The organism is Burkholderia sp. MSMB1078WGS (assembly GCF_001528895.1).
Classification (GTDB): Bacteria; Pseudomonadota; Gammaproteobacteria; order Burkholderiales; family Burkholderiaceae; genus Burkholderia.
Map to the genome: position 1 here is coordinate 1 of NZ_LPDI01000114.1, position 22,912 is coordinate 22,912.

A 22,912-nucleotide genomic window follows, 5' to 3' on the forward strand; every position below is an offset into this window, starting at 1 on the left:
ATCTTGTAGAGGCGCTGGCCGGCCTTGACGTCGGTGCCTTCGGTGAATTCACGGCGCAGCACGATGCCGTCGACCCGGGCACGCACTTGCGCGACGAGGAATGCACTGGTGCGGCCCGGCAGTTCCGCCACCGCCGGCACGGCTTGCGGCTGCACGGTGACGACGCCGACTTCCGGCGTGGGCGGCGGCGGTGCCGATTCTTTTTTCCCGCACGCGGCCAGGAAAACGGCAGCCGTTGCGGCGGTGATTAAGCGGTATGGAACCCGTTCGACGCGCATGGAGCGACCTCTCACAATTAGACGACCTTCAATGGGAATCACCAGATCTCCTCATGGCCCTGACGCGCGGCGGACCTGCAGCTTCCTGTCCACCGCGGATGCGGACGCGTGTTGCGGGTGTGCGTTGCACCCTGCGAAGCGTTCGTGTACCGAACTGCTTCCGAAAAAGAACGGCAAGCCCGCGGTCCGGCGGGCTCGCGTTGCCGCGGGTTCAGCCAGACCGCTGGCTCGCGGGCCGGAACGCGGCGCCGACGAATTCGATGAACGCACGAGCGGCGGCCGGCAGACGCGCAGCGCGCGCATGCGCGAGCTTCAGCGTGACGGGCGCGAGCGGGTGGGCCGGCGCAACACGCACCAGCGTGCCGGCCGCCAGATCGGCGTCGACGAGATACGCGGGCAGCACCGTCGCGCCCATGCCGGCCACGGCCAGCCGCCGCGCCATCTCGAGATGGCCGACGCCCGTATTGCCGGGCGTCGCGCCGGACCGATTCCCGGCCGCGTGATCGTCGTCAGCCGTCGGCTGCTCCAGCCGCACGGCCGCGATGTCCGGCCAGTCGCCCGACGCAGCCGCGCCGCCGTGCGCGGCGACGTAACCTGGCGCCGCGACCCGCACGGATTCGTACGCGGCCAGCGTATGCAGCGCATGGGCGCCGGACACCGGCATGTCGTCCGTCAGGAACGCGACGTCGATGTCCTCGGCGGTCAGGTCGATGTGGGTATCGGTCAGCGTCACCGTCGGCCGCACGTCCGGAAACCGGTGCACGAAGCGATCGAGCAACGCGCTCAACTGGCTGAGCCCGAACGCGACCGGCGCGGCCACGCGCAATACGCCTTCCGGCTTGCTGCCCATCGCGACGAAGCGGCCGTCGATCTCGTCGATCGCGCCGAGAATCCGCTCGACGCGCGCGAGATACAGCTCGCCGATTTCCGTCAGCGACTGGTGGCTCGTGCTGCGTTGAAGCAGGCGCGCACCGAGGCGCGTCTCGAGCGCATCGACCAGCCGGCTCGCCATCGCCGTCGACACGCGCAACCGCGTCGCCGCCCGGCGAAACCCGCCTTCTCTTGCCACCGTCACGAATGCCCGAATCGATTGAAGTTGGTCCATTTGTCCGGATTTCCCTGCGCGAACGACTGCCCGTATGCCTGCACCGCCGCCGCGCCACAGCCGGCCCCAACGACCCGGCCAATGCGGCGGCACCGACACCGGCTCAGCCGGGTCGGTCGACACGTGCGACACGCACGGGCCGGCTTGCAACGGACGCAAACCGGCCTCGGCAAGCCCGATGCACGATCGTTCAATAGCAGTCCTGAGTCTTTTCCGGCGATTCGCGGGGCGACGCACGCGGCATGGCGGCGGCCGCGCATCACGCGGACGATGTTGCCCGCATCATCCGGGCGCGCTGAATCGCATTTCCTTCAGCAGGTGCAATGGTAGGGAAACCACCGAAAAATGGCTTGCCCGATCCTGCGATTGTTTTGCCTTAATTTCCGAATTTGTGCGCTGCACACCGTGCAATGACGACGGCACGATCGCCGACCATGCAGGTCCGGATGATCGGGCTAATTTCGGACAGGTTTAGGCAATCCCGCGCACGCAACTGGCCGTACGATGTGACCGCCGTGCCTGCACCGCGACAGCGGATCGCAGCCGCGCACATTGCATCGACCACGCCGCCACCCGCTTACGCAACATGGAAATCGACGCCGAAACGCCACCGCAACCGCGCAACCCGCCTGATCACGATGCTCGGACGCGCGCCCGGTCGCCCGCGGCCCGGCTCGCGGCGCTGATCGCTGCGTACGCGCCGCACGACGGCATGTTCGACCTCCCGTTGCGCGGCATGCGCGTCGCGCGCGCTTGCGCGCCGTCGCCGCAGTGGAACCACGGCGTGCACCACGCGTGCCTGAGCATCGTCGGGCAAGGCGCGAAGTCGATGCGGGTCGGCGACGAGACCTACCCGATCGACGAATCGCGGATGCTGGTCGCCACCGCCGACCTGCCCGTGACCGGACGCGTGACCCGCGCAAACCCGGCCGAGCCGTTCCTTTACGCGCAACTCGCGCTCGATCCGCACCGCATCGCGGCGCTCACGCCGGTGGTCTTTCCGCACGGGCTGCCGAAACCCGTCGACTACCGCGCGCTCGACACGCTCGACGCGACGCCCGAAATCGTCGACGCCGTCGCGCGGCTGATGCAACTGATCGCACAGCCCGACGACCTCGACCTGCTCGCACCGCTGATCGTCGACGAAATTCTCATCCGGCTGCTGCGCGGCCCGTCGGGCACACGCGTCGCGCAGATCGGCGACGCCGGTTCGACGACTCAACGGATCTCGCGCGCCGTCGCATGGATTCGCGACCACTACCTCGATCCGATAGCGGTCGACGCGCTCGCGCGACGGGTGGAGATGAGCCCGTCGACTTTCCACCATCACTTCCGTGCGGTCACGTCGATGAGCCCGTTGCAATGCCAGAAGGTGCTGCGGCTGCAGGAGGCGCGCCGCCTGATGTGCCTGTCGGCGATGGACGCGCGGCAGGCGTGCCGAAGCGTCGGCTATGTGAGCGCGTCGCAGTTCAGCCGCGAATACGCGCGGCTGTTCGGCGACGCGCCGGGCCGCGACGTCGCGAGACTGCGCGGCGAAGCGGTACCGCTGTCGCGCGTCGCACCATGAACGGATATCGCAACGGGCTCGCTGCTCACCGCGAACCCGATCGTCGGGCCGGCTCCCGGCTCATGCGAGCGAGGGCGGTGCGGCCAGGCTGACGTCGACGCGCTTCGGCAGGATGCCGGCCTGATGGAACACGTCCGCGATGCGCTGCTGGTACGCGAGCGTGTCGCGGGTGACGGGCTCGACACCGAAGCGTGCGCGGCGGAATGCGAGCGCCACGGCCGGCTTCGGAATCCCCCATAGCTTCGAGAATTCGGCCGCGCCCTGCGCGCGGTTCGCATCGAGCCAGCGCTGGATCGTCGCCAGTTCCGACACGGCCGCATCGAGCACGTCGGCATTGCGCTGCGCATACGTGCGCGATGCAAAGTAGTAGCCGCGGTTCTCGACGAGCCCCGTACCGTCCGCGACGATGCGCGCGCCGAAGGCCTGCTGGACCACCGCGAGAAACGGATCCCAGATGATCCACGCATCGACCGAGCGGTTCTCGAATGCGGCCCGCGCATCGGACGGCGACAACCAGACCGGCGTGACGTCGGTATAACCGAGCTTCGCGGCCTGCAACAGCCGGACCAACAGGAAGTGCGTATTCGATCCCTTCACCAGCGCGATGCGCTTGCCGCGCAGGTCGGCAAAGGTCTTGACCGGCGAATCCTTCGCGACGACCACGGCTTCGGCTGCCGGACCGGCCGGCGTCTGCGCGTAGTAGACGAGCGGCGCGCCGGCCGCGAGCGCGAAAATCGGCGGCGCTTCGCCGACGTCGCCGAAATCGATCGATCCCGCGTTCAGCGCCTCGAGTTGCGGCGGGCCCGACGGGAATTCGGTCCACGTGACGTTCACGCCGAGTGTCGCGAGCTTGCCCTGCAGCGTGCCGCGCGCCTTCAGCAGGCTGAGCGGCCCTTTCTGATAACCGATGCGCAACGTACGCGTGCCGGCCGCACTGGCCAGCGCAAGGCCCGGGTGGGCGGCGGCGCCTGCCGCGATTGCCAGGCCGGCATGAAGCAGCCGGCGGCGGGTACTGGAGTATCGATCTGCCATGTCGTTTCGGTTCGATGAAGTGGGCGCGAGCGGAGCGCGCGCAGGCGATGAAGCAGGTCGAACCGATTCTAAAAGGCGGCCGCCGCACGCCGAACCAACGATGTTCGATATCGAAAGCAAGCGTTTTCATAAGGACCTGCCGCCGGTACGAGCAGCGTTGTCCGGAACGGTCCGTGCGCATGCATTCGTCTCCCGATTTTAATGCAGGATTCCGAATCAATTACATCGAGCCGGAAGACGGTGGTCGGTACTCACGATACCGACCTTGCGTAAATCAGGCCTTGCGTAAATCAGGAGTGACGGGACGGGCAGCAAGCGCTCAATGCGGCCTCGTCGGCGGCGAGCAGCTCGGGCACGCATTCCCGCAGGAAATCGACGAACGTGCGGATCTTCGCATCGAGATACTGACGCGACGCATACAACGTATAGACCGTCAGCTTCTGCAGCCGGTAGTCGGGCAGCACGCGCACCAGTGCGCCGCTCGCGAGCGCGGGCAGCGCAGCCGGTATCGGCAGCGAGCCGATCCCGAGCCCCGCGCGCAGCGCGGCGCCGAGCGCATCGGCGATATTCACCTGGAAATCGGGCACCGGCAGTTCGAACGTTTCGCGGCCGTTCGGGCCGTCGAGATGCCAGCGGTCGCGCGGAAAAAGCGGCGTGACGATCTGCAGGCACGCATGGCCGGCGAGATCGCTCACCGTGCGCGGCGTGCCGCGCGTCTTCAGATAGGCAGGCGACGCGCACAACACGCTGCCCACGTCGCCGAGCCGCTGCGACACCAGCCCGGAATCGGGCAGCTCCGTCGTGCTCAGCTGCAGCGACACGTCGTAGCCTTCGTCGATGATGTCGGGCACGTGCTGCGACAGCGTCAGCTCGACCGCGACCGACGGAAAGCGCTCACGGTAGCGCACGACCGCGGGCACCACGTAAGACTGGCCGAAGCTCGTCGTCGCGTGAACGTGCAGCCGTCCGGACGGCTTCGCCTGTGCATCGGCCGCCTCGGCTTCCGCTTCGTCGATATAGCCGAGGATACGCTGGCAGCGGTCGAGATAGCGCTGCCCGGCGTCGGTCAGCGCGATGCGGCGCGTGCTGCGGTTGAGCAGCCGCGTGCGCAGATGCGTTTCGAGTTGCGCGACCGAGCGCGACGCATAGGCCGTCGTGATGTCCAGGCGCTGGGCCGCGCTCGTGAAGCTGCCCTCCTCCGCGACCCGGACGAAAATGCGCATCATCTGTAACGTGTCCATCGACCTGTCCCCGGGATTGTCACGTCGCGCCACCGTGCCGCCGGCACACGCCGGTCTGGCGCGAATCGTGCGGAACAGTACAGCAGCGTTGCAGGCGTGTCCAGTTCGCCGTATGCGGCACGATCCGGATGCGGAATCGTGCCGCCGAGCCGCGCGTACATGCGTATCGAAGGTGCCGACAGCCAACGGAAGCGGTCGGCAAAAACCACCCGCCGACCATGAGCCCCTCGCGATCGGCGCCCTTCGCGTCTCTCGCGCGTTACGCGGCGCCCGCCGCATCGAACGGATTGCACAACACGATCGTATCGTCGCGCTCCGCGCCGGTCGTGATCATCGAAACCGGCGCGCCCGCCACCGCTTCGATGCGCGCGATGAAGTCCTGCGCGGCTCGGGGCAGCGCCGCACGCTCGCGCACGCCCTTCACGGAGCCTTGCCAGCCTTCGAACCGTTCGTAGAGCGGCTTCGCGCGCGACTGCGCGTCGAGGCTCGCGGGCAGATGGTCGACACGCACGCCGTCGAATTCGTAACCGACGCACAGCTCGATCGACTCGAAGCCGTCGAGCACGTCGAGCTTGGTGAGCGCCAGCGAATCGATGCCCGAGACCCTCACGGCCTGACGCAGTTGCGCAGCATCGAGCCATCCGCAGCGTCGCGGCCGGCCGGTATTGACGCCGAACTCCTGTCCGCGCGCACGCAGCGTTTCGCCGGTCGCGTCGGTCAGCTCGGTGAGGAACGGGCCGCCGCCGACCCGCGTCGCATACGCCTTCGTGACACCCAGCACGTGGCCGAGCTTCGCCGCACCGAGCCCGGTGCCGGCCGCCGCGGCCGACGCGACGGTGCCCGACGACGTCACGAACGGATACGTGCCCCAGTCGATGTCCAGCATCACGGCCTGCGAACCCTCGAACAGAATTCGCTCGCCTCGATCGGCCGCGTCGTTGAGGTCGGCCCAGACGGGACGCACGAACGGCAGGATCTTCGGTGCAAGCGCAACCAGCGTCGTCAGCATCGCGTCGCGATCGTACGCGTCGAGCCCCAAGCCGCGGAACCACGCGTTGTGATGGTCGACGAGCACGTCGAGTTTGGCCGCGAGCCCGCCCGGTTCCGCGAGATCGCCGACGCGCAGCCCGCGACGCCCGACCTTGTCCTCGTAGGCCGGCCCGATCCCGCGCAGCGTGGTGCCGATGGGTTCGCGGCGCAAACGCTCCTGCGCCTGATCGATCGCACGGTGAATCGGCAGCACCAGCGTCGCGTTCTCCGCGATCGACAGGTTGTTCGGCGTGACCGACAACCCGAGCGCGGCCATTCGCCCGATTTCCGCGAGCAGCGCTTCCGGGTCGAGCGCCACGCCGTTGCCGATCACGCCGCGCTTGCCGCGCACGATGCCGCTCGGCAGCAGCGCGAGCTTGTACGTGCGGCCACCGACGACCAGCGTGTGACCCGCGTTGTGGCCGCCGTTGTAGCGCGCGACGAGATCGGCCTGTGCGGCAAGCCAGTCCACGATGCGCCCCTTGCCTTCGTCGCCCCATTGGGCGCCCACGACCACCACGTTCGGCATGTTCCGTACTCCATGTGAGAAATTCAGACACTTGTTCAGCCCAGGTCGGCCGTTTGTGTGCCATATTGGCGTAGCCGAATCGCCCGATCAAACGATTAAACCTGAACCATCGTGTGAGTAAATTTCACGCGAACCGATGCAATGGCCCGACGACTCCCTCCGTTGAATTCGCTGCGCGCGTTCGAAGCCGCCGCGCGGCTCGGCAGCTTCACGCTGGCCGCCGACGAGCTGTGCGTCACGCACGGCGCGATCAGCCGGCATGTGCAGCAACTGGAAGCATGGCTCCGCCGGCCGCTGTTCGAACGCCACAACCGGCGCGTCGAACTGACCGCGGCCGGGCGCGCGTACCTCGCCGAGGTCGGCGCTTCGTTCGACCGGATCGCACTCGCCACCGCGCAGCACTTCGGCCATGCACAGCAGCGCGTACTGCGCGTCAGCGCGCCCGCGACGTTCTCGCTGCGCTGGCTCGTCCCCAAGCTGTCGTCGTTCCAGGTTGCGCATCCGGCCATCGAGGTGCGGCTGTCGACGTCGAACGAGCCGATCGAAAAGCTGCGTGACAAGGTCGACCTCATCGTTCGCGGCGGCCCGCAGGCCATCGATGGATACGTCGCGGAAGAGTTCCTGTCCGAAGTCCGGCTGCCGGTGTGTGCGCCGAAGTTGCTGGAGGGCCGGTCGTTGGATACGCCCGCCGATCTCGCGGGCTTCACGCTGCTGCACGCGGCAACCTATCCGGGCATGTGGCCGGAATGGCTCGCCGCGGCCGGGCACCCGAATCTCGTCCCGCGACACTCGCTCACGCTCGAGCATTTCTACCTGACGCTGCAAGGCGCGCTCGACGGTCTCGGCGTCGCAATGGGGCCGATCGCGCTCGTGGCCGACGACATCGCCGAAGGCCGCCTCGTTCAGCCGTTCAGCGAACCGGCGCTGCCGCCGTGGCGCTACTTCACGTATGTGGCGTCGGCGCGGGCGGACGACGACGCCGTACGCGCGTTCAAGGACTGGTTGAAGGCAACGGGAAGCGCAACTGCGTCGGGTAGGCGGCGCTGACAGCCGCTGCATGCGTGTCGTGCCGTGCCTCTTCACGATAGGCAGGATTCCGAATCGAATCGGGTAAACGTTCGGACGTGCTTGCCTTCGTACATCGCGACCGCGACGCACGCGGCAAGCCGCGGATCGAACCGTGGCTTGCCGCCGGACGACGCTTACCGGCTTACTGGCTGGCTGCGGCGCCGGCCTTCTTTTCCGCGTTTTGCAGATTCTGCGGATAGTTCGGATCATTGGCCGCCGGCTTGTAACCGGCGTCTTCGAGTTTCTTCAGCTCGGCGGTGTTCTTCGCACGCGCAGCCTTGTGCTCGGCCTTGCGTTTGGCCCTGGCCGCCTTGCGCGCTTCGCTCTTCGCGGCCTTGGCGTCCTGTGCAGCCGGTGCGCTGGCGGCGTCGGTCTGCGCAAACGCCGGAACGGCCGAGCCGAACAGGAAAGCGGCTGCAGTCGCAGCCAGCGTGAGTTTTCTGATCTGGATTCGCATCGCTGAACTCTCTTTTTTGATGACCATCACGGTTTGAAAACCATCGAGATACCGCCCCTGCCCTGACCAGTCGTCATGTCGCGATCAGGACCAGAGCATCATAACCGTGTCGCAAAAAATGTGGCGCCAACGTGCTGACGGAATTGGGATACACGTATGGGAGACCCTTGGTTCGCGGGTTCGATGACGGAAATCGTTGGGCACGCGGCGACGCGCGGCGCCGACGGCTGTTTCACTGGTGGTGATATCGATACGCTCGTGCGCGACGTGGGTATCGTCGTGCTTGCACGATCGCCGCACAGTAGTCGATCCGTGCGTCGCGTCATCGTTCGACGCGGCTCGAACGGCGGTTCCTCCCATAAACGACCACGATTCGCGTCGTCGGCGATCACGCTTATGTTGCGTCGTTGCGGCGTGCGGCGATTCGTCCGGCAACCGTTGCCGCCTTGTGACACAGAAGGCTGGCTGTGGAGGCAACGCTTGTTGTCGACTGGCAAGGTCTGACGAAAATGGCGGGGCTGTGGGAGTGGTGAAGACGTCGCATGATTGATTACACGAATGGGCCGAAATCCATCGTGAACGAGCAGCGCTCGTCTCGCGGATGTGCACATGGCTCTGTGAAGGCCGGTCTGCCCATGCGACGACCGGGCTTGCCGACGCATCGGGCGTCACGTATGGGGATGCTGATCGTTTCTTGTTTGCTCCCATCGATGATGCTTTGGCGGACGGAACGGCAATCTACACAGCTTGCTGATACCTGTGCTTCGCTTGATCGGTGAGCTTTTACGGGATTCCGGTTTTCGGAAAGGTGAGCATGTCCGGGAGCATCGTGGAATTCGATTACGGTGAGCTTCGGCACCGACGGCATCTTCACGTTGGCTCGCAACGATCTCGATGCATCCCGTCAAGATCGTCCCCGGCCGGCCCCACTCTGTGCGGTGGCATTTCGGCACCCGGTTCGTTTTCGAGCCTCGTGTGAGTCCCTCGTTGCCTGTGACGGGTACAGCACGACTTCCCGGGTGGGGCTCCAAAGGTAGAAAAACGGATGGGCGTGGAGATGAAAAACAGCCCGGCGCGGATTCCTCTCGGCACAGTCCACAGGCTAAATTTGACGAGCGGCATCACAGGCGATCGACAAAAACTTGTCCGCAGACGATGCTGCGCGAGTACAAAAAACCACTCGCTGGCAATCCGGGATGATTTCGAACTGCAGTGGAGGAAAGCGAGGGATCCATGCCGCCGGTCAATCACAGGTGCCAAGAGGGCCACCGGGCAAGTTTTTGGGTCCCATAAACGGGAACCTCTACGCTGAATCCGGGGATTTCTTCCCATAAGTTTCTACGTTTCGATATTTGTGAGTGGGCGCTCACCTCTTCGGGAAGTCTTGTCAGGCTTGAAGTCGTCCAGGAACAGGCCTCAAACGGGGGCCGCGTCAGCCTGAGTCGAGCGTTCCGGGCGTCTGGTATCCCACAGACGGCTCCCATTGGTAGCGGTTTATGGGGTTCGTCTTTCTGTGCAAGCACACGTGTGTTTACATCTTTGGTAAACCACGTTTACTTCTTTAACTACTTTTAGACGGCTCACAGCCTTGTCGGGTAAGGGTTTGAGCGGTGTTCGGTACCCATTTATGGGAGCACAGGTGGAAGGACATGGGGTTTCAGGTCTGTGGATTTGGGGTTTGGGGTACCGGGTTGTGGGGAATCAGGGTTGTGGATATGGGGCGAACGTATCCGGTTATGGGAAATCGACCGTAGATCGCGCTGGGTAGTCGTCTATGGGAACCCATGAAGGTAGCCTTTTCTGGGATGTTTTTCTCGGTCGGTAGTTGGATATTGGCACAGCGATTTTCGTAGGGTAGCCAGTTATGGGAAGCCTCGAAGGTACCCATTCATGGGAGTCGGTCTTGATCAATTCCGCGCCTTTTGCACAAGGATCCCGCGAAGCGTTCCCATAGACAGGGCCGAGGCCGTGGACAGGTTACCTTTTATGGGGAAAATAGATGGTTGCCGTTTATGGGAGCGTTTTCTACCGTCAGGACGAAAAACAATTCCGTCGACGATGCTGACGGGTAGCCTCCTATGGGAATCGATGAAGGTAGCAATTTATGGGAGAAACCTCGGTCGTGTTGCAGGGCACCACGCATCCTCCCGGCGCTCTCGATTCCGCTCATTTTCTCCCATGGATGGGTACCTTCGCGGTGGCAAATCTTGTGCCGGGTTTCTCTGTCCACCCGGGAAAGGTAGCGGCTTTTGGGAGGCTTTTTTGACCAAAAGGTAGACGGATATGGGGCCCCGCACGAATCGCGCAGCCGAGGTTTTTCCTTTTATATCTGGTAGTTAGGCCGGATAGTGAAAGTGATGCTGGAACGAGGACGTTGCTCCGCGGCACGAAAAGGTATAAAGTCCGCTTTCAATAAGGCAACCTTACCCGGACACCACGATGCCGCGCAAGCCCGCAAGCAAAGGCTCAGACAAACAGGTTTCGCTGTTTCAGACACCCGAGCCTCCCGACTTGCTGCGCAAGGCGGTCCAGGCGATTCATATCGCACCGAAGTCGGGAAAGATCGGTCTGCAGCAGCGCAAGATGTTCAGCTCGTTGATCAAGAACGCGCTTCGGCAGGAGGCGTTCGAACCGGGCCGGACGAGCTTCTCGATCTCGATCGCGTCGCTGTCGCACGAGAGCGGATTGAACAGCAACAACACGAAGTACGTGAAGGACACGGTCAACTCGTTGATCAGTACCGTCGTCAACTGGGACTACCTGGCCGCGGACCGTTCGACGGTCTGGAAAGCGTCGGGCCTGCTCGCCGGCGCCGAACTCGAGCAATCGGTGTTGAAGTACAGCTTCTCCGACCAGATCCGCAGCGAACTGCTCAATCCCGAAATCTACGCGTTGATCGATATGCGGATCGCTCGCGAGTTCCGGCGGTCGCACTCGCTCGCGCTGTGGGAAAACACGGTGCGCTACGAAGGGATCGGCATCACCGCGAAGATTCCGCTGCCGAAATTCCGTGACCTCATTCTCGGTCAGGACAAGGCATCGCAGTCGTACAAGGAATACAAGCTGTTCAAGAGCAAGGTGCTGGTGCCGTGCATCCAGGAGGTGAACGAAGTATCGGACCACACGCTCGAACTGATCGAACACAAATCCGGCCGCAGCGTGGAAGCGGTCCAGTTCAAGGTGACGCGCAAGGAAAGTACCGATACGGTCGAAGACGGCGACGTCAAGAACGAAGCGCTGGTCGACGAGGTCGCGAAGTTCGGTATTCCGCGCTCGGAAGCGCGCCGGCTGATCACGCAATACGGCGTGCAGCGCATCAAGGCGGCGATCGCCTATACGCTCAATCGGACTACGAAGAAGAATGCGGCGCCCGTCGACAACGTGGCCGCGTATTTCCGCAAGGCTTTGACGCACGGTTACACGCTGGCCGATGGGCAGGGAACCGAAACGGTCGCGCCGGCGAAGGAATCCGCGCAGAGCAAGCAGGAACAGATTCGCGACAAGTATCTGGCGGCGAAGGTCGAGGAAGCCGGTGCGTATTTCCGCGAACTGGAGATCGACGACCAGACCAAGCTGATCGAGCGTTACAACGAGACGGTGGCGGGTTCGAAGGACTTGACGTTGTCGCCGAAAAAGAAGGCGAGCAAGCTGGCGCAGACCAGCTTCTTCCGATGGCTCGCGCTCGACACCTGGGGCGAGCCGACCTCGGACGACCTGCTGGAATTCCTGCTCAAAAGCAGCCTCGCAGGCAACTGAACGAGGCCTCGCTACCGTGCCGTGCGCCGGACCGTTGTGCGGTTCGGCTTCGCGACGCAGCGCGGAGGCGAGGCCTTGTGCCGGTGGCGCGTTACTTCGACGTGGCCGTCGCCAGATCGGCGACGTACGCGTCGATGACGGTCTTGAGCTTGTCGGCAAGCGCTTCCTGGTGGGATGCGTCGACGCCCTTGAGCTGCAGGTCCAGACGCCCGTCCGGATAAGTCTTCAACTGGCCGATCGCGCGCGATTCGAGCGCGAAGTCATGACGAACGCTGTAGCGCGTGCGTCCGGCCTTCTTGGCGCCGTCGCTCTGCGTCCGCAGGAAATTCTCGAGATCGCGGACGGATTTCTTCCGGTCGATCACGGCCGTCAGCAGCCGGTCGGCCGTCGGCTCGCCCAGGCGTTCGAAGATCAGCTTCAGGAAGTACGCGGCCTGCAGACCGACCACGTCGCTCGCACTGGCCATCCGTTCCAGCAGCGTGTTCGGCAACGCATTCAGCGACAGCGTCTTGCTGATCGATGCCTTGTCCTTGCCGATTTTCTCCGCCAGCGTGTTCTGGTCGGCAAAGACTTTTTCGTCCAGGAGGCGCTTCCACGCGACCGCATCGTCGAAGATCGTCTGGCGTTCGTGGTCGTGGTTCGCCCGATACGCGATCGTATAGAGTTGCTCGGGCGTGTGATCCGTGCGGAACGTCGCATTGATCGTTTCGTCGCCGTTGATGCTCGTCGCACGCAGCCGGCGTTGCCCGTCGATCACGACGAGCTTGCCGGGAAACTCGGGGAGCCGCGTGACCTTGATCGGCTCGATCTGCCCTTCCCGCTTCAACGTCAGTGCGAGTTCGTGAAGGCTCGATTCCGAGTAGAACACGCGCGGGTTGAACGGGTTCGGGATGCAGTCCTTGACCAGCACTTTCTGCGGCGCGCCCAGATCGGGCGTACCGGCGGGCGCGGTTGCTGCCGGGGCACTGGCGGGCGTCGCTTCGACGACGGCAGCCGATGCGGCCGCCGGCTCGGGCAGCCGCGTCTCGAGTGCCGCATTTTCCTGCGCGAGCCCGCGCAACAGGCCGGCTGCCAGATGCAGGTTGCCGGCAGGCTTCTTGTCTTTCGAGGTGTCCTTAGCCATGGGCGGCTCCGGTAGCGCGCGTCGACGCGATGTATTGGGCCATTTCCGTGACCAGCTTTTCGATTTCCGCGCGGGCTTCCTTCAAGCCCTTCAGGTATCGATTGTGGTGATGGATCGTGGTGCCCAGTGCGAACGTCTGACGATAGACCTCGCGTTGCGCGATCTGGCTATCGAGCAGATGCTCCCCTATTTCTTCAGCTCTTAGAATTTTTAAAATTTCTTCACGCATTTTAGTTTTTCCATTGACGCTATTCAGCATTAATGCGGAAGAAAGTTGAGGATTTCGAACGGCGCGCATCGACTCGATCATGCGGATCATCGCGACGGTGCTGTACAGATCGGCCGGCGACGGCGAAAGCGGCACGAGGCAGAAGTCCGCCACTTCGAGGACGGATGCAATACGCGGGTCTTCGAGGTTCCCAGGGCAATCGACGACGATTACGTCGAAATTTGCGTCCTGCTTCTTGATCTCGCCGCCGATGCCGCGGCCGGCGGGCGCCAGCGACAGGACCGTCATCGGGAGTGTGTTCTCGCCACTTGTGACCCAACGGACCGAAGTGCCTTGAGGGTCGGCATCGATCAGCGCGACCTTGTTGCCGCCGGCTTCGAACGCAGCCGCGATGTTGACGGAGATGGTTGTCTTTCCAGTTCCACCTTTTTGATTACTGACGGCGATCTTGAAAGCCATTGAATTCCTCCACGGAGTTTTGCGTAATATATGTAGTTATTCTTCGAATGTCCAGAAAATTGCTCCGCATCATGAATGTTCTATTGATCGTTGTGGTTGTTATGTGACAAATAGGCCGAATGGCCGGGTGCTATACACGGACAGTGATTCGATAAAGACCATCGATCAAGATTGAAGAAAGAACAATAAACAACAGAAATCCAACTGTCTTTGGCATCAGTAACGAAGCCATTGCACGGAGACTTGGCGCTTCATCGTGCGTTGATCTCACTCGTGGCTCGATATGAATGCATGCCCGTGATGTTGTCTGCGGCGCGAAAACAGACAGTTGTCACGTGACAAGTCGCCTGGCACTCGATTCTTTCTGGAGATGTACGTTGCAGAGAAGTCCTTGACGCGATTGCGACTCGGGCGGCGGAGAAATTGCTTTATTCCGATTAGGGCCCCGTGACGACGTCCGCTGATGTGGCAACGAGATGAGTTGTCACGTGACAAACGCCTCGAAGCGGACCCCGGAGCGACTTTGCGATCCTTAAGGCGTAGTCATGGTTGAGCCAACCCTCAGGGCGTAGGAAGCATATGCTCGGAGGAGGCATCGTCGGTAGCTTTGGGTCCGCAGGACTCGCGAGCGCATCGATGAGTTGTCACGTGACAACAAGAGCCGATGTCTGGGAGTTGGGCAACGGCAGACTATATATAAAGTGATGCGCACCGGCCGGAGTTGAAAAGGAACGACTGGGATGGCGAGATCCAAACCCGATGGCGGCTGATCCCACTGTCGTCGCACGTGCGCCGTACGCTGACACGACGCCCCCAAGCAAATGCCAGGACATGTCTCTACCAAGATATCGCAGCGACGTTGATATGTCCCTATTTAAATGAGGAGACTTTGGTGTTGTCGCTCATGCCAGTCAATAGGGCGGGGGGCTGGCTTCGCTACAAATATCGGTGCTGTACGCGGACAGCAAAGCGCGAGATTACCGCGCATGTGGGCAGCAATTGGCGCTGAATCCGTGCGCCGGCTCGATGTGACGATCCAAACAGGCCGGGTCGTGAAACATTCTCCGAAAATCGATGTCTGCCGGAAATCCTTGTGTAGCAATGGCTTGCGCCATATTCTTCATGTTGTTTCACGCAAAATGGACGCGTTGACGCTGAGAAATGGGGCTGTATGCTATTTCGGCGCACCAATGTTGAAAACCGATGTGGCCAAGCGCAGATTCGTTTTTATTAGTACGTGATTTGTGGTTTTTGATACGTTTTGTGGTGGGGAGCCGCAGAAGGTCGTCGACGTATCAGAAGATCCGTGCCCTTTGAATCGCGTCGAGTCGCCAATCCACCCAACGTACGTCGATATTTAGCTCCAGTTGTCACGTGACAACGCATGTGTCGGCTCCCCGATTCCGGGAATCTCGACGCATCGCGAGAAGAAGCTCAGGCCGAAGGAGCGGGAACGAATCCTGGGGGCGACCAGTACAACGTAGTCTCCGGAAAAGGAATTGTCCACTTAACCCGCATGCGAGCAGCCGATCCGAACTTTTACTGAGCCCCTCCAATGCCGGCACATCTCCACCGCCGCTTGGCGCAATCAATAACTCGCCACGATCGATAGCGAGACGTCCGCGCCACCTCGCAGGCTATCGATATCCCTTCGCGGAGAATTACCGAACAGCCGGCTATATTCCCGGTTGAACTGGGTGGGGCTCGCATACCCGACGCGGAAGGCCGCCGACGCAGCGTCGAGCCGCTCGGCCAGCATCAGCCGACGTGCCTCGTTGAGCCGTATCCATTTCTGATACTGCAACGGACTCATGCCGGTGAGCTGACGGAAGTGGTGATGGAAGGTCGAACTGCTCATCTGAACCTGCGCCGCGAGATCATCGACGCGCAACGACTCGTCATAGTGCGCGCGCAACCACCGGATCGCGCGTGACACGCGGTTGCACTGACTGCCGGTGGACGCAATCTGGCGTAGCCGGGCGCCCTGATCGCTCGTCAGCAGCCGATAGTAAATTTCCCGCTCGACGTACGGTGCGAGAACGGGAATGGCGCTCGGGTCGTCCAGCAGCGCGAGTAACCGGTTCAGCGCGTCGTAGAGCGGTTCGGTCATGTCGCCGACGACGAGTCCGCGGCCTGCAGGCGTATCGTCGTGATCCGGTGCGACTTGCATCATCAACTCGGCCATGACGCGGAAATCGAGCTTGAGGCCCAGCCCGAGAAACGGTTTGTCGGAGCTGGCCTCGATGATCTGCGTCGAACCGGGCAGATCGAGGGACGTGATCAGAAAGCGGTCGGCGTCGTAAATATAGGCGTCCCCGCTTTGCATGACCCGCTTCGCGCCCTGAACGACGAGGCCGAAGCTCGGTTCGACCATGCATTCCATCGGCAGCGTTGGTGCTTCCCTTCGATGAAAGCTCAGGTTGGGAATGGCCGTGTTGAAGTGATCGACACCTTCGGTCCATTTCGCGACGCGCTCTGCAAGCATCTGTCGCAGCTCGTTCTCGCGGCTGCGGCGGGTCGAACGGTGGCCTGTATGATCAAACGCCGCGATGCCGACGTCATCATCTCGTTGGCCGGGTATGTATCGGACGGGTACCGGATGCATGACTTCTCTACTCGGGTAATCGGAACGACGGACAGCCCGCCGACGTGCAGGGAGGAGGCCAACAACGCGTGCACCGCCCGGAATCGCGACACCACCATCGGCCCGGAAGGCACGTAGCGCCCTGGTGGACTACTTCGTCGCCTGCGATGCGCAAAACTGCCAGCGTCGCGATTTCGTCGCCGGCGCTGCCGCGCGCTCGTCGACCGTACGCCACCAACGCTCACCACGATGCGGTGCGCCGAGATCGACGCGCTCGCCCATCCTCGGCGTCGCCAGCTCGATGCCGCGCACGAGCGCCAACGCCGTGACACGCTCGAACGGCTCCTGCCAGCGGTGCATGGCGAGGTCGAACGTGCCGTTGTGGATGGGGATCAGCCAGCGTCCGCGCAAATCGATGTGCGCCTGCACGGTTTCTTCCGGCTGCATGTGCACGTACGGCCATTGCGCATCATAGGCGCCTGTTTCGATCAGCGTGACGTCGAACGGCCCGAGGCGCTCGCCGATCTCCCGGAAGCCGTCGAAATAGCCCGTATCGCCGCTGAAGAACAGGCGTAGGTCGTCGTCGACGATCACCCACGACGCCCATAGCGTGCTGTTGCCGTCGAACAGGCTACGGCCGGAGAAGTGCTGGGCGGGCGTCGCCGTCAGCCCGGCCACGTCCATGCTTTGCCACCAGTCGAGCTGGCGGACCTTGTTCGCGTCGATACCCCATTCGATCAGCCGATCGCCGACGCCCAGCGTCGTCACGAACGCGCTCGTGGTTGCGGCGAGCGCGAGCACCGTGTCGCGGTCGAGGTGATCGTAATGATCGTGCGACAGGATCACGCCGCGCAGCGGCGGAAGGTCTTCCAGCGCGATCGGCGGTGCATGAAAGCGCTTGGGGCCGATGCGCCGAAACGGCGACGCGCGCTCGGCAAAAACCGGATCGGTCAGCCAGAATTCGCCGCGCAATTTCAGCAGCAGCGTCGAATGGCCGAGCCGGTACAGGCTGCGATCGGGCGCCGCGTCGAGCTCCGCGCGGGCCAGCGAATCGACGGGCAAAGCACCGGCGGGCACGGTATGACGCGGCTTGTTGACCAGCATGTTCCACGCGATTCTCAACGTCTTCCCCAATCCTTCGGCAGGCCGCGGTGCGACATTGGCAAAGCGCTCGCCATTGTGCTGCGGCGAACTGCCGGACAGCGTCCGGCCACGTCGGGCTGCCGCGAAACCAAGAATGCGGTGAATCAAAACGAGAGGCGATGCCATGTCGGTTCGTCCGGAGAATAAAGTACACTGAACAGTGTAGTTTATTTTTGGGATAAGTAAACTGCCCGGTGTAAAATTTCCAAATGGATACCAGCACTCCCCCTCAGCGTCTGACCGACCGAAAGCGCGCAGCCATCGTCGACGCGGCAATCGAGGAATTTCTTGCGGCGGGCTACGATGCGACGAGCATGGATCGCATCGCTGCGCGCGCGGACGTGTCGAAGCGCACCGTCTACAACCACTTCCCGGGCAAGGAGACGCTTTTCGCCGCGATCCTGAACAAGCTGTGGGATGCGACCCGGACGGGCAACTCGCCGACCTATCGCGCCGACGTGCCGCTGCGCGAGCAACTGCTCGCGCTGCTCGACCGCAAATTGCGGTTGATGAACGACGAGGCGTTTATCGCGCTGGCGCGTGTCGCGATCGGCGCGGCCATTCATTCGCCGGAACGGGCGCGCGACATGGTCGAACGCCTCGGCGAGCGCGAGGAAGACGTCACGATCTGGGTGCGAGCGGCTGCGGCTGCCGGTCGTCTGTCGGTCGCCGATCCGGTGTTCGCCGCGCATCAGTTGCATGGGGCCGTGAAGGCATTCGCATTCTGGCCGCAGATCACGATGGGTCAGCCGCCGTTGACGGCGCAGGAGCAGCAGAAAGTGGCGGAATCGGCTGCCGACATGTTCCTCGCGTACTACGCGCGACCGGACGACGGCACAGCATCGCATCGCACGCAGGACTGAACGCGCGACCGGAAGCATCCGCAAGCACGGGCGAATCGAAATCGTTGCAATGCGCGAAACCGCCCAATCCGCGGAAAACGACCGAAAAATGGCGTCCATCCGTGCCGACCGGCCATCGGGCCAAACTCGACGATACCGTCGGCGCATCCAAAGCCGATTGCGAGCAACTATCCATGAAGACGCTGTTGATCGTCTATCACACGATGACCGGAGGCACGCAGCAGATGGCCGAAGCGGCTGCCGGTGCGGCACGCGAGCAGCCCGGCGTCGACGTCAGGCTGCAGCGCGCGGACGCGACGAGTGCAGACGACGTGCTGGCCGCCGACGCGTACCTGTTCGCGACGCCGGAGAATCTTGCGGCGATGTCGGGGCTGATGAAGGATTTCTTCGATCGCTGCTACTACGCGGCGCTCGATCGCGTGAACGGCCGTCCGTATGCGGCGATGATCTGCGCGGGAAGCGACGGACAGAACGCATTGCGCCAGATCGACCGGATTGCGACCGGATGGCGGCTGAAAAACGTTGCGCCCGGCCTGATCGTCTGCACGCATGCGCAGACGCCGGAGCGTATTCTCGCGACGAAGACGATCGACCGCGACGCGCTCGCACGTTGCGCCGAACTGGGCGCAGGGCTTGCCGCTGGGCTGGCGCTGGGCATTTTCTGATGACGGATGCGGCGGCGCCGATCCGCCGAATCGACGAAGGCACGCTCTGCGGCCGTTCGCTCGATGCCGTTCCGCAAACGCCGAACCGGCCGGATGCCGGCGCGCTAGCTGCCCTTTGCCGTCGCCGGAGGCTGGTGATATTCGGGCCAAAGACGTTTCACGAGATCGCGCGATGCGCCGTATGCGTAGCAACTGTCGATCTTGAGCGGCTTGCCGTCGCCGTCGCGGTAATCGAGCGACGATCGCCGCATGCCGACCATCGTCTGATAAGCCGTCGTGGCGATCGGGCCGAGCAATTCCTTCAGGTGCGTGCACGTATCACAGGACGGCAGGCGCTTGCGAACCTCGCTATTCCAGCCGGCGCCGATGTTCAATCCGACGAGTGCCTGCAGCGAGTCGCCGCCGCCCGGACACTGCGCATACGGGTGCGAACGGATGAACGTGGATACGGCGCGCACGACCATGTCGATGTCGAAGACCAGTGTCACGCCGAGATCGTGGAGCGGCGTCAGCGCGGCGACCGTCCGCGTGCCGCCGGGTGGCTTGAAATCGCTGGTCTTGCGGTCCGCGAGGCAGGCCGTCACTTCGAACAGGCCATCGCTGCGTCGATAGCCGCGCATGTCGATCTGCCGATGGTGAATCTCCTCGCGCGTGACGTCGTCGTGCGGGGTGTCGTCTTGGGAAACCATGCATCCGCTCCATCGCTAGTAACCGGGTCTTTTCGCAGGCAACGGGATCGCGCACAGCCGATCGGGCGCGCGGTTAAAAACAGCGGGGACATGCTGCCAACGAAGTCGATTCGGCCATACTACGCACTTTCCGATATCTTCGTCCGCGACGCGATCGATGCGGACGCAACGAGTCGGGCGCCGATGCCGGTGCAAACGACGGTCGGTATGTCGCGCGACGTCGGCGGGCCACGCAACGGGTTGCGGATGCGGCACGACGCTGTTCGACGGCCGTCGCGCGGAAGACTGCTTGTCGGGTGCACGCACAGCCCGATTTCCGGTGGTAGCCGCGAATGGCGTGACATCCGGAAACGTATCCATATAATGCGCAACACGACCGCGCGGACGCATTTTCGGCGTCGCGGATCGGGCAAATGCAGACCGGCGAGTCAACCGGCCGTCCCGCGTACCGGTATACTTCCAATCCTGTCTTGTCCGGCATCGAGGCCGGGTGCCTGAAAACAGAGTGGCGTGCACGATGCGGCCCCGTAGTATTCCGCACCGGCGGCAGGCCGGCCGCACGCATGGCGGCGACGCTTTCGTGCCGCACGGCACGGCCGCACGAACCACACCTTATATTCCTGGTGGATTGAATTTATGGGTTTTGAACAACTTGCCGAATTGCGGGCGCAGCTCGCAGCGAAGGCCAAGCAGGAGCGCAACGCGAAGCGGCCGGCTGCGCCGACGGACGCCGGCGCGAAGCCGAAGTCCGGCGACCAGCCGTCCCGCGGCGCCAAGCCGGCTGCCGGCGCGAAGGCGCAGCACCGGGCGAAGCCTGCTTCGGCGAAGCCGTCGGCGCCGGTCGATCCGGTCATCGTCGCAATCGGCAAACTGCAGCGGAAGTTTCCGCGCGCGTTCCCGAAGAATCCGGCCCCCAAAGTGCCGCTCAAGGTCGGCATCTGGGACGATCTCGCACGCGAAGCGCAGGCCGTCGGCCTCAACGAAGCCGAACTGCGCGAAGCAATGTCGACGTGGTGCCGCGGCAACCGCTACTGGTCCTGCCTCGTCGAAGATGCGGTGCGCGTCGATCTGCAGGGCAACGAAGCCGGGCGCGTGACGCACGACGATGCGGCGCGTGCGCGCCGTCTGAAGGCTCGCCGCCCCGGCAAGGGCGCGGCACAATCGGCCAAGGGTGCGCCGCAGCAACCGAAGATCGAGCAGCAGACCGCTGTCGCGCCGCAATCGGCGCAAGCCGAAGCGGAAGCGAAGGTCCAGACCGACGCCGCGCCGCAGGTCGAACAACAAGCGGCCAGCAACGAGTAATTCGCACGACGCTCGTCGAACCTACTGTGCTTCCCCGCATGCAAGTCGCATGCAGCGCATGACACGACAGACCGACCTGTCTCGACAGAGGCAGGTCGGGACTGCCTCCCCTGGCGCAAAACCTGCCGGTACATCACCTCCCTCGTCGAACAGACAACGCAACCGGACGACTGACGCTCATCGATCGACGTTGGCGCGCAACACGCTTCGATTGCGAAATAATATGCATAGCTGATTAATTCGGCGCGTCAATCTGAAATTCGTTTTACGCAATGTTTGCGTGGAAATCGTCGATCGACGCTATGTGCGATACCGGTCGCGGCGATGCTGATGGAGCCCGGCGTCTACGCGATCAGCCTCGGTTCCCGTTTATGGGAAACGCAAACAGCCGATCGTCGGTCCCGGCATGCGGAGTGCCGTCACGTCGTCGAGGCACGTATTGGCATTCGCGCACTGGAAGCCGCTCGTCGCCGGATCCTGTTGGAGGTGCGGAACGCGCTCCGGCAACCGCCTGCACGTTTGACGAACATTCGGTCGTCGTTGCGTGAAATACCGGCGATCTGCGGGTTGCGTGAAAGCGGGAGGTGGCGTCGAAGTCGCGTAACGACAGGTTCCGGCTGACGATGCGACGCCACAGACATCGGCACGCACGTCGCCGCGACAACCATCACGCTCGACGAAAACAGAAACCGAAATCCTCGCAGCCCGGGCACCCGGGTGCGGGGCCGGGCGGCACGCCGAGCGATGCGGCTACTTCTTGCGCAAGGAATTTTTTCCAGCGCAGATGAGCGACGTTGCGCGCGGCGAGCGCGGGGAAAAAGCGCTCGAGCATCGCGGATACCGCATCGCGCCCATCGAGCCCGAGGTCGCGCCACAGATGATCGGGGCGCAGGCATGCATGCGCGATGATCGAGGCGAGGCAGTCGGCATCGTCGCGGGCGACGGCGGGATTCGCGTCGGCCATCAGCCGTGCGTGCAGCGTCGCGACGAATGCCGAGTGGGCGGCCAGCAACGGTGGCGGCGCGACCGTCGGTGCGAGCGCGGCGGTATCGATCGATCGCAGATGCGGAAACTGCCGGGCCAGCAGGCCGGCGAACTGGCCGGCAGACAAGCCCAGCAGCGAGAGTTCGTTGCGACCCGCGCGTGCCGCGACGAGTGCACCGAACAACTGCGCGTCGGGTACGTCGACGTTGGTCGCTGCCGATTGCAACGACTGCAACACCCGTTCATGCGTGCGATCGGCCGAAGCGGTCATCGTCAGTCCCCGGACGAGAGCCCGTTCGCACTTCTACGCGGCGCACGATGAGTCGCCATCGCGTTCGTTACGCGATCACTCGACGCCGACGATCACGCTCGACGCCTTGAAGATCGCGGATGCGGCGGTGCCGCGCGCGAGGCCGAGACGATCGACGCTGTCGTTGGTGACGATCGCGACGATCTCCGCACCGCCTGCGGACTTGATCACGACCTCCGAATTGACCGCGCCCTTCGCGACCGACGCGACGGTGCCCGCGACGCAGTTGCGGGCCGACACCTTGCTGCTGTCGACGTCGACCATCACGATGACCGACGATGCCTTGACGAGCGCGAACGCCTTCGTGCCGGCCGCGAGGCCCAGCGACGCGGCGCTGCCGTGGGTGATCACGGCGACGATCTCGAGGCCGTCCTGCGTGCGCAGCGTGATTTCGTCGTTGACGGCACCGGGTTTGACGGCGCCGATCTGGCCGGCGAACTGGTTGCGGGCGCTGGTTCGCATGATGACTCTCCGGGTGGATGCCGCGGCCGGAGCGGCC

At 63.5% G+C, this 22,912-nt stretch carries 20 protein-coding genes and 1 pseudogene; 8 read left to right on the top strand and 13 right to left on the bottom strand.

All coding sequences use genetic code 11. The features are described from left to right. Both WT24_RS30570 and WT24_RS30575 read right to left on the bottom strand, forming a co-directional pair. Window positions 1-278: pseudogene (locus tag WT24_RS30570) on the bottom strand (efflux transporter periplasmic adaptor subunit); the annotation flags it as partial. Window positions 279-489: 211 nt separating this feature from the next. Next, entirely contained in the window at window positions 490-1,383 is an 894-nt protein-coding gene (locus WT24_RS30575; protein ID WP_059498810.1) for a LysR family transcriptional regulator, read from the bottom strand. 712 nt (window positions 1,384-2,095) lie between these two features. On the opposite strand from WT24_RS30575, the gene WT24_RS30580 reads away from it, so the two are divergent. Then, a complete protein-coding gene (locus WT24_RS30580) occupies window positions 2,096-2,950 on the top strand; it encodes an AraC family transcriptional regulator (protein WP_257127585.1) in 855 nt (284 codons plus the stop codon). A gap of 60 nt (window positions 2,951-3,010) precedes the next feature. Here WT24_RS30580 and WT24_RS30585 read toward each other — a convergent pair whose 3' ends face one another. The 3 genes from WT24_RS30585 to WT24_RS30595 all read right to left on the bottom strand — a co-directional run bounded on the left by WT24_RS30585 (window position 3,011) and on the right by WT24_RS30595 (window position 6,781). Beyond that, window positions 3,011-3,982 carry an aliphatic sulfonate ABC transporter substrate-binding protein gene (locus WT24_RS30585; RefSeq protein WP_060036971.1) on the bottom strand — a complete coding sequence of 324 codons (972 nt, stop codon included), beginning with the start codon at window positions 3,980-3,982 and terminating at the stop codon, window positions 3,011-3,013. A gap of 290 nt (window positions 3,983-4,272) precedes the next feature. Then, window positions 4,273-5,223, bottom strand: a complete 951-nt coding sequence (locus tag WT24_RS30590; RefSeq protein ID WP_060036972.1) for a LysR family transcriptional regulator — start codon at window positions 5,221-5,223, stop codon at window positions 4,273-4,275. Between the two features lie 259 nt (window positions 5,224-5,482). Then, window positions 5,483-6,781, bottom strand: a complete 1,299-nt coding sequence (locus WT24_RS30595) for an adenylosuccinate synthase (protein ID WP_059498806.1) — start codon at window positions 6,779-6,781, stop codon at window positions 5,483-5,485. Between the two features lie 141 nt (window positions 6,782-6,922). Here WT24_RS30595 and gcvA point away from each other — a divergent pair, with 141 nt between their 5' ends. After that, a complete protein-coding gene (gene gcvA, locus WT24_RS30600; RefSeq protein WP_060036975.1) occupies window positions 6,923-7,828 on the top strand; it encodes a transcriptional regulator GcvA in 906 nt (301 codons plus the stop codon). Between the two features lie 163 nt (window positions 7,829-7,991). On the opposite strand, the gene WT24_RS30605 is transcribed toward gcvA, so the two are convergent. Further along, window positions 7,992-8,306, bottom strand: a complete 315-nt coding sequence (locus WT24_RS30605) for a hypothetical protein (protein WP_059498804.1) — start codon at window positions 8,304-8,306, stop codon at window positions 7,992-7,994. 156 nt (window positions 8,307-8,462) lie between these two features. On the opposite strand from WT24_RS30605, the gene WT24_RS34770 reads away from it, so the two are divergent. Together WT24_RS34770 and WT24_RS30610 are read left to right on the top strand one after the other, a co-directional pair. Continuing rightward, on the top strand, window positions 8,463-8,810 hold the full coding sequence (locus WT24_RS34770) for a hypothetical protein (protein ID WP_156441890.1): 348 nt from the start codon (window positions 8,463-8,465) through the stop codon (window positions 8,808-8,810). A 1,935-nt stretch (window positions 8,811-10,745) separates the two neighbouring features. Further along, the gene (locus WT24_RS30610) at window positions 10,746-12,062 is read left to right on the top strand and encodes a replication initiation protein (RefSeq protein ID WP_034208836.1); all 1,317 of its coding nucleotides are present in this window, start codon (window positions 10,746-10,748) and stop codon (window positions 12,060-12,062) included. A gap of 91 nt (window positions 12,063-12,153) precedes the next feature. On the opposite strand, the gene WT24_RS30615 is transcribed toward WT24_RS30610, so the two are convergent. Together WT24_RS30615 and WT24_RS30620 are read right to left on the bottom strand one after the other, a co-directional pair. Next, window positions 12,154-13,185 carry a ParB/RepB/Spo0J family partition protein gene (locus WT24_RS30615; protein ID WP_059498803.1) on the bottom strand — a complete coding sequence of 344 codons (1,032 nt, stop codon included), beginning with the start codon at window positions 13,183-13,185 and terminating at the stop codon, window positions 12,154-12,156. Then, window positions 13,178-13,873 carry a ParA family protein gene (locus WT24_RS30620; RefSeq protein WP_006497839.1) on the bottom strand — a complete coding sequence of 232 codons (696 nt, stop codon included), beginning with the start codon at window positions 13,871-13,873 and terminating at the stop codon, window positions 13,178-13,180. Before WT24_RS30620 ends, WT24_RS30615 begins: the two co-directional genes overlap by 8 nt. Window positions 13,874-14,859: 986 nt before the next feature. On the opposite strand from WT24_RS30620, the gene WT24_RS35050 reads away from it, so the two are divergent. Beyond that, on the top strand, window positions 14,860-15,114 hold the full coding sequence (locus WT24_RS35050) for a hypothetical protein (protein ID WP_157692661.1): 255 nt from the start codon (window positions 14,860-14,862) through the stop codon (window positions 15,112-15,114). Between the two features lie 347 nt (window positions 15,115-15,461). On the opposite strand, the gene WT24_RS30625 is transcribed toward WT24_RS35050, so the two are convergent. After that, window positions 15,462-16,478 (bottom strand): AraC family transcriptional regulator, encoded by a 1,017-nt coding sequence (locus tag WT24_RS30625; RefSeq protein ID WP_060036978.1) that lies wholly within the window; start codon window positions 16,476-16,478, stop codon window positions 15,462-15,464. A 129-nt stretch (window positions 16,479-16,607) separates the two neighbouring features. Then, window positions 16,608-17,726: an MBL fold metallo-hydrolase gene (locus WT24_RS30630; RefSeq protein WP_060036980.1), complete on the bottom strand. Its 1,119-nt coding sequence runs from the start codon at window positions 17,724-17,726 to the stop codon at window positions 16,608-16,610. Window positions 17,727-17,809: 83 nt separating this feature from the next. On the opposite strand from WT24_RS30630, the gene WT24_RS30635 reads away from it, so the two are divergent. Together WT24_RS30635 and WT24_RS30640 are read left to right on the top strand one after the other, a co-directional pair. Beyond that, window positions 17,810-18,463, top strand: a complete 654-nt coding sequence (locus WT24_RS30635) for a TetR/AcrR family transcriptional regulator (protein ID WP_060036981.1) — start codon at window positions 17,810-17,812, stop codon at window positions 18,461-18,463. A gap of 173 nt (window positions 18,464-18,636) precedes the next feature. Next, a complete protein-coding gene (locus WT24_RS30640; RefSeq protein ID WP_059498819.1) occupies window positions 18,637-19,128 on the top strand; it encodes a flavodoxin family protein in 492 nt (163 codons plus the stop codon). 104 nt (window positions 19,129-19,232) lie between these two features. Here WT24_RS30640 and WT24_RS30645 read toward each other — a convergent pair whose 3' ends face one another. After that, complete coding sequence (locus tag WT24_RS30645; protein WP_059498799.1) at window positions 19,233-19,817, bottom strand: DUF2889 domain-containing protein; 585 nt, start codon at window positions 19,815-19,817, stop codon at window positions 19,233-19,235. Window positions 19,818-20,453: 636 nt separating this feature from the next. Here WT24_RS30645 and WT24_RS30650 point away from each other — a divergent pair. After that, entirely contained in the window at window positions 20,454-21,119 is a 666-nt protein-coding gene (locus WT24_RS30650; RefSeq protein WP_060036983.1) for a ProQ/FinO family protein, read from the top strand. A 667-nt stretch (window positions 21,120-21,786) separates the two neighbouring features. Here the strand turns inward: WT24_RS30650 and WT24_RS30655 are convergent. Both WT24_RS30655 and WT24_RS30660 read right to left on the bottom strand, forming a co-directional pair. Beyond that, on the bottom strand, window positions 21,787-22,374 hold the full coding sequence (locus tag WT24_RS30655) for a nitrogen fixation protein NifQ (protein WP_060036984.1): 588 nt from the start codon (window positions 22,372-22,374) through the stop codon (window positions 21,787-21,789). 75 nt (window positions 22,375-22,449) lie between these two features. Then, a complete protein-coding gene (locus WT24_RS30660; RefSeq protein WP_060036986.1) occupies window positions 22,450-22,875 on the bottom strand; it encodes a molybdopterin-binding protein in 426 nt (141 codons plus the stop codon). Window positions 22,876-22,912: the final 37 nt, after the last annotated feature.

Coding starts and splice junctions, on each gene's coding strand:
- WT24_RS30575 (WP_059498810.1), bottom strand. CDS start 1,383: ATGGACCAACTTCAATCGATTCGGGCATTCGTGACGGTGGCAAGAGAA.
- WT24_RS30580 (WP_257127585.1), top strand. CDS start 2,096: ATGTTCGACCTCCCGTTGCGCGGCATGCGCGTCGCGCGCGCTTGCGCG.
- WT24_RS30585 (WP_060036971.1), bottom strand. CDS start 3,982: ATGGCAGATCGATACTCCAGTACCCGCCGCCGGCTGCTTCATGCCGGC.
- WT24_RS30590 (WP_060036972.1), bottom strand. CDS start 5,223: ATGGACACGTTACAGATGATGCGCATTTTCGTCCGGGTCGCGGAGGAG.
- WT24_RS30595 (WP_059498806.1), bottom strand. CDS start 6,781: ATGCCGAACGTGGTGGTCGTGGGCGCCCAATGGGGCGACGAAGGCAAG.
- gcvA (WP_060036975.1), top strand. CDS start 6,923: ATGGCCCGACGACTCCCTCCGTTGAATTCGCTGCGCGCGTTCGAAGCC.
- WT24_RS30605 (WP_059498804.1), bottom strand. CDS start 8,306: ATGCGAATCCAGATCAGAAAACTCACGCTGGCTGCGACTGCAGCCGCT.
- WT24_RS34770 (WP_156441890.1), top strand. CDS start 8,463: ATGGGAGACCCTTGGTTCGCGGGTTCGATGACGGAAATCGTTGGGCAC.
- WT24_RS30610 (WP_034208836.1), top strand. CDS start 10,746: ATGCCGCGCAAGCCCGCAAGCAAAGGCTCAGACAAACAGGTTTCGCTG.
- WT24_RS30615 (WP_059498803.1), bottom strand. CDS start 13,185: ATGGCTAAGGACACCTCGAAAGACAAGAAGCCTGCCGGCAACCTGCAT.
- WT24_RS30620 (WP_006497839.1), bottom strand. CDS start 13,873: ATGGCTTTCAAGATCGCCGTCAGTAATCAAAAAGGTGGAACTGGAAAG.
- WT24_RS35050 (WP_157692661.1), top strand. CDS start 14,860: ATGTGGGCAGCAATTGGCGCTGAATCCGTGCGCCGGCTCGATGTGACG.
- WT24_RS30625 (WP_060036978.1), bottom strand. CDS start 16,478: ATGCATCCGGTACCCGTCCGATACATACCCGGCCAACGAGATGATGAC.
- WT24_RS30630 (WP_060036980.1), bottom strand. CDS start 17,726: ATGGCATCGCCTCTCGTTTTGATTCACCGCATTCTTGGTTTCGCGGCA.
- WT24_RS30635 (WP_060036981.1), top strand. CDS start 17,810: ATGGATACCAGCACTCCCCCTCAGCGTCTGACCGACCGAAAGCGCGCA.
- WT24_RS30640 (WP_059498819.1), top strand. CDS start 18,637: ATGAAGACGCTGTTGATCGTCTATCACACGATGACCGGAGGCACGCAG.
- WT24_RS30645 (WP_059498799.1), bottom strand. CDS start 19,817: ATGGTTTCCCAAGACGACACCCCGCACGACGACGTCACGCGCGAGGAG.
- WT24_RS30650 (WP_060036983.1), top strand. CDS start 20,454: ATGGGTTTTGAACAACTTGCCGAATTGCGGGCGCAGCTCGCAGCGAAG.
- WT24_RS30655 (WP_060036984.1), bottom strand. CDS start 22,374: ATGACCGCTTCGGCCGATCGCACGCATGAACGGGTGTTGCAGTCGTTG.
- WT24_RS30660 (WP_060036986.1), bottom strand. CDS start 22,875: ATGCGAACCAGCGCCCGCAACCAGTTCGCCGGCCAGATCGGCGCCGTC.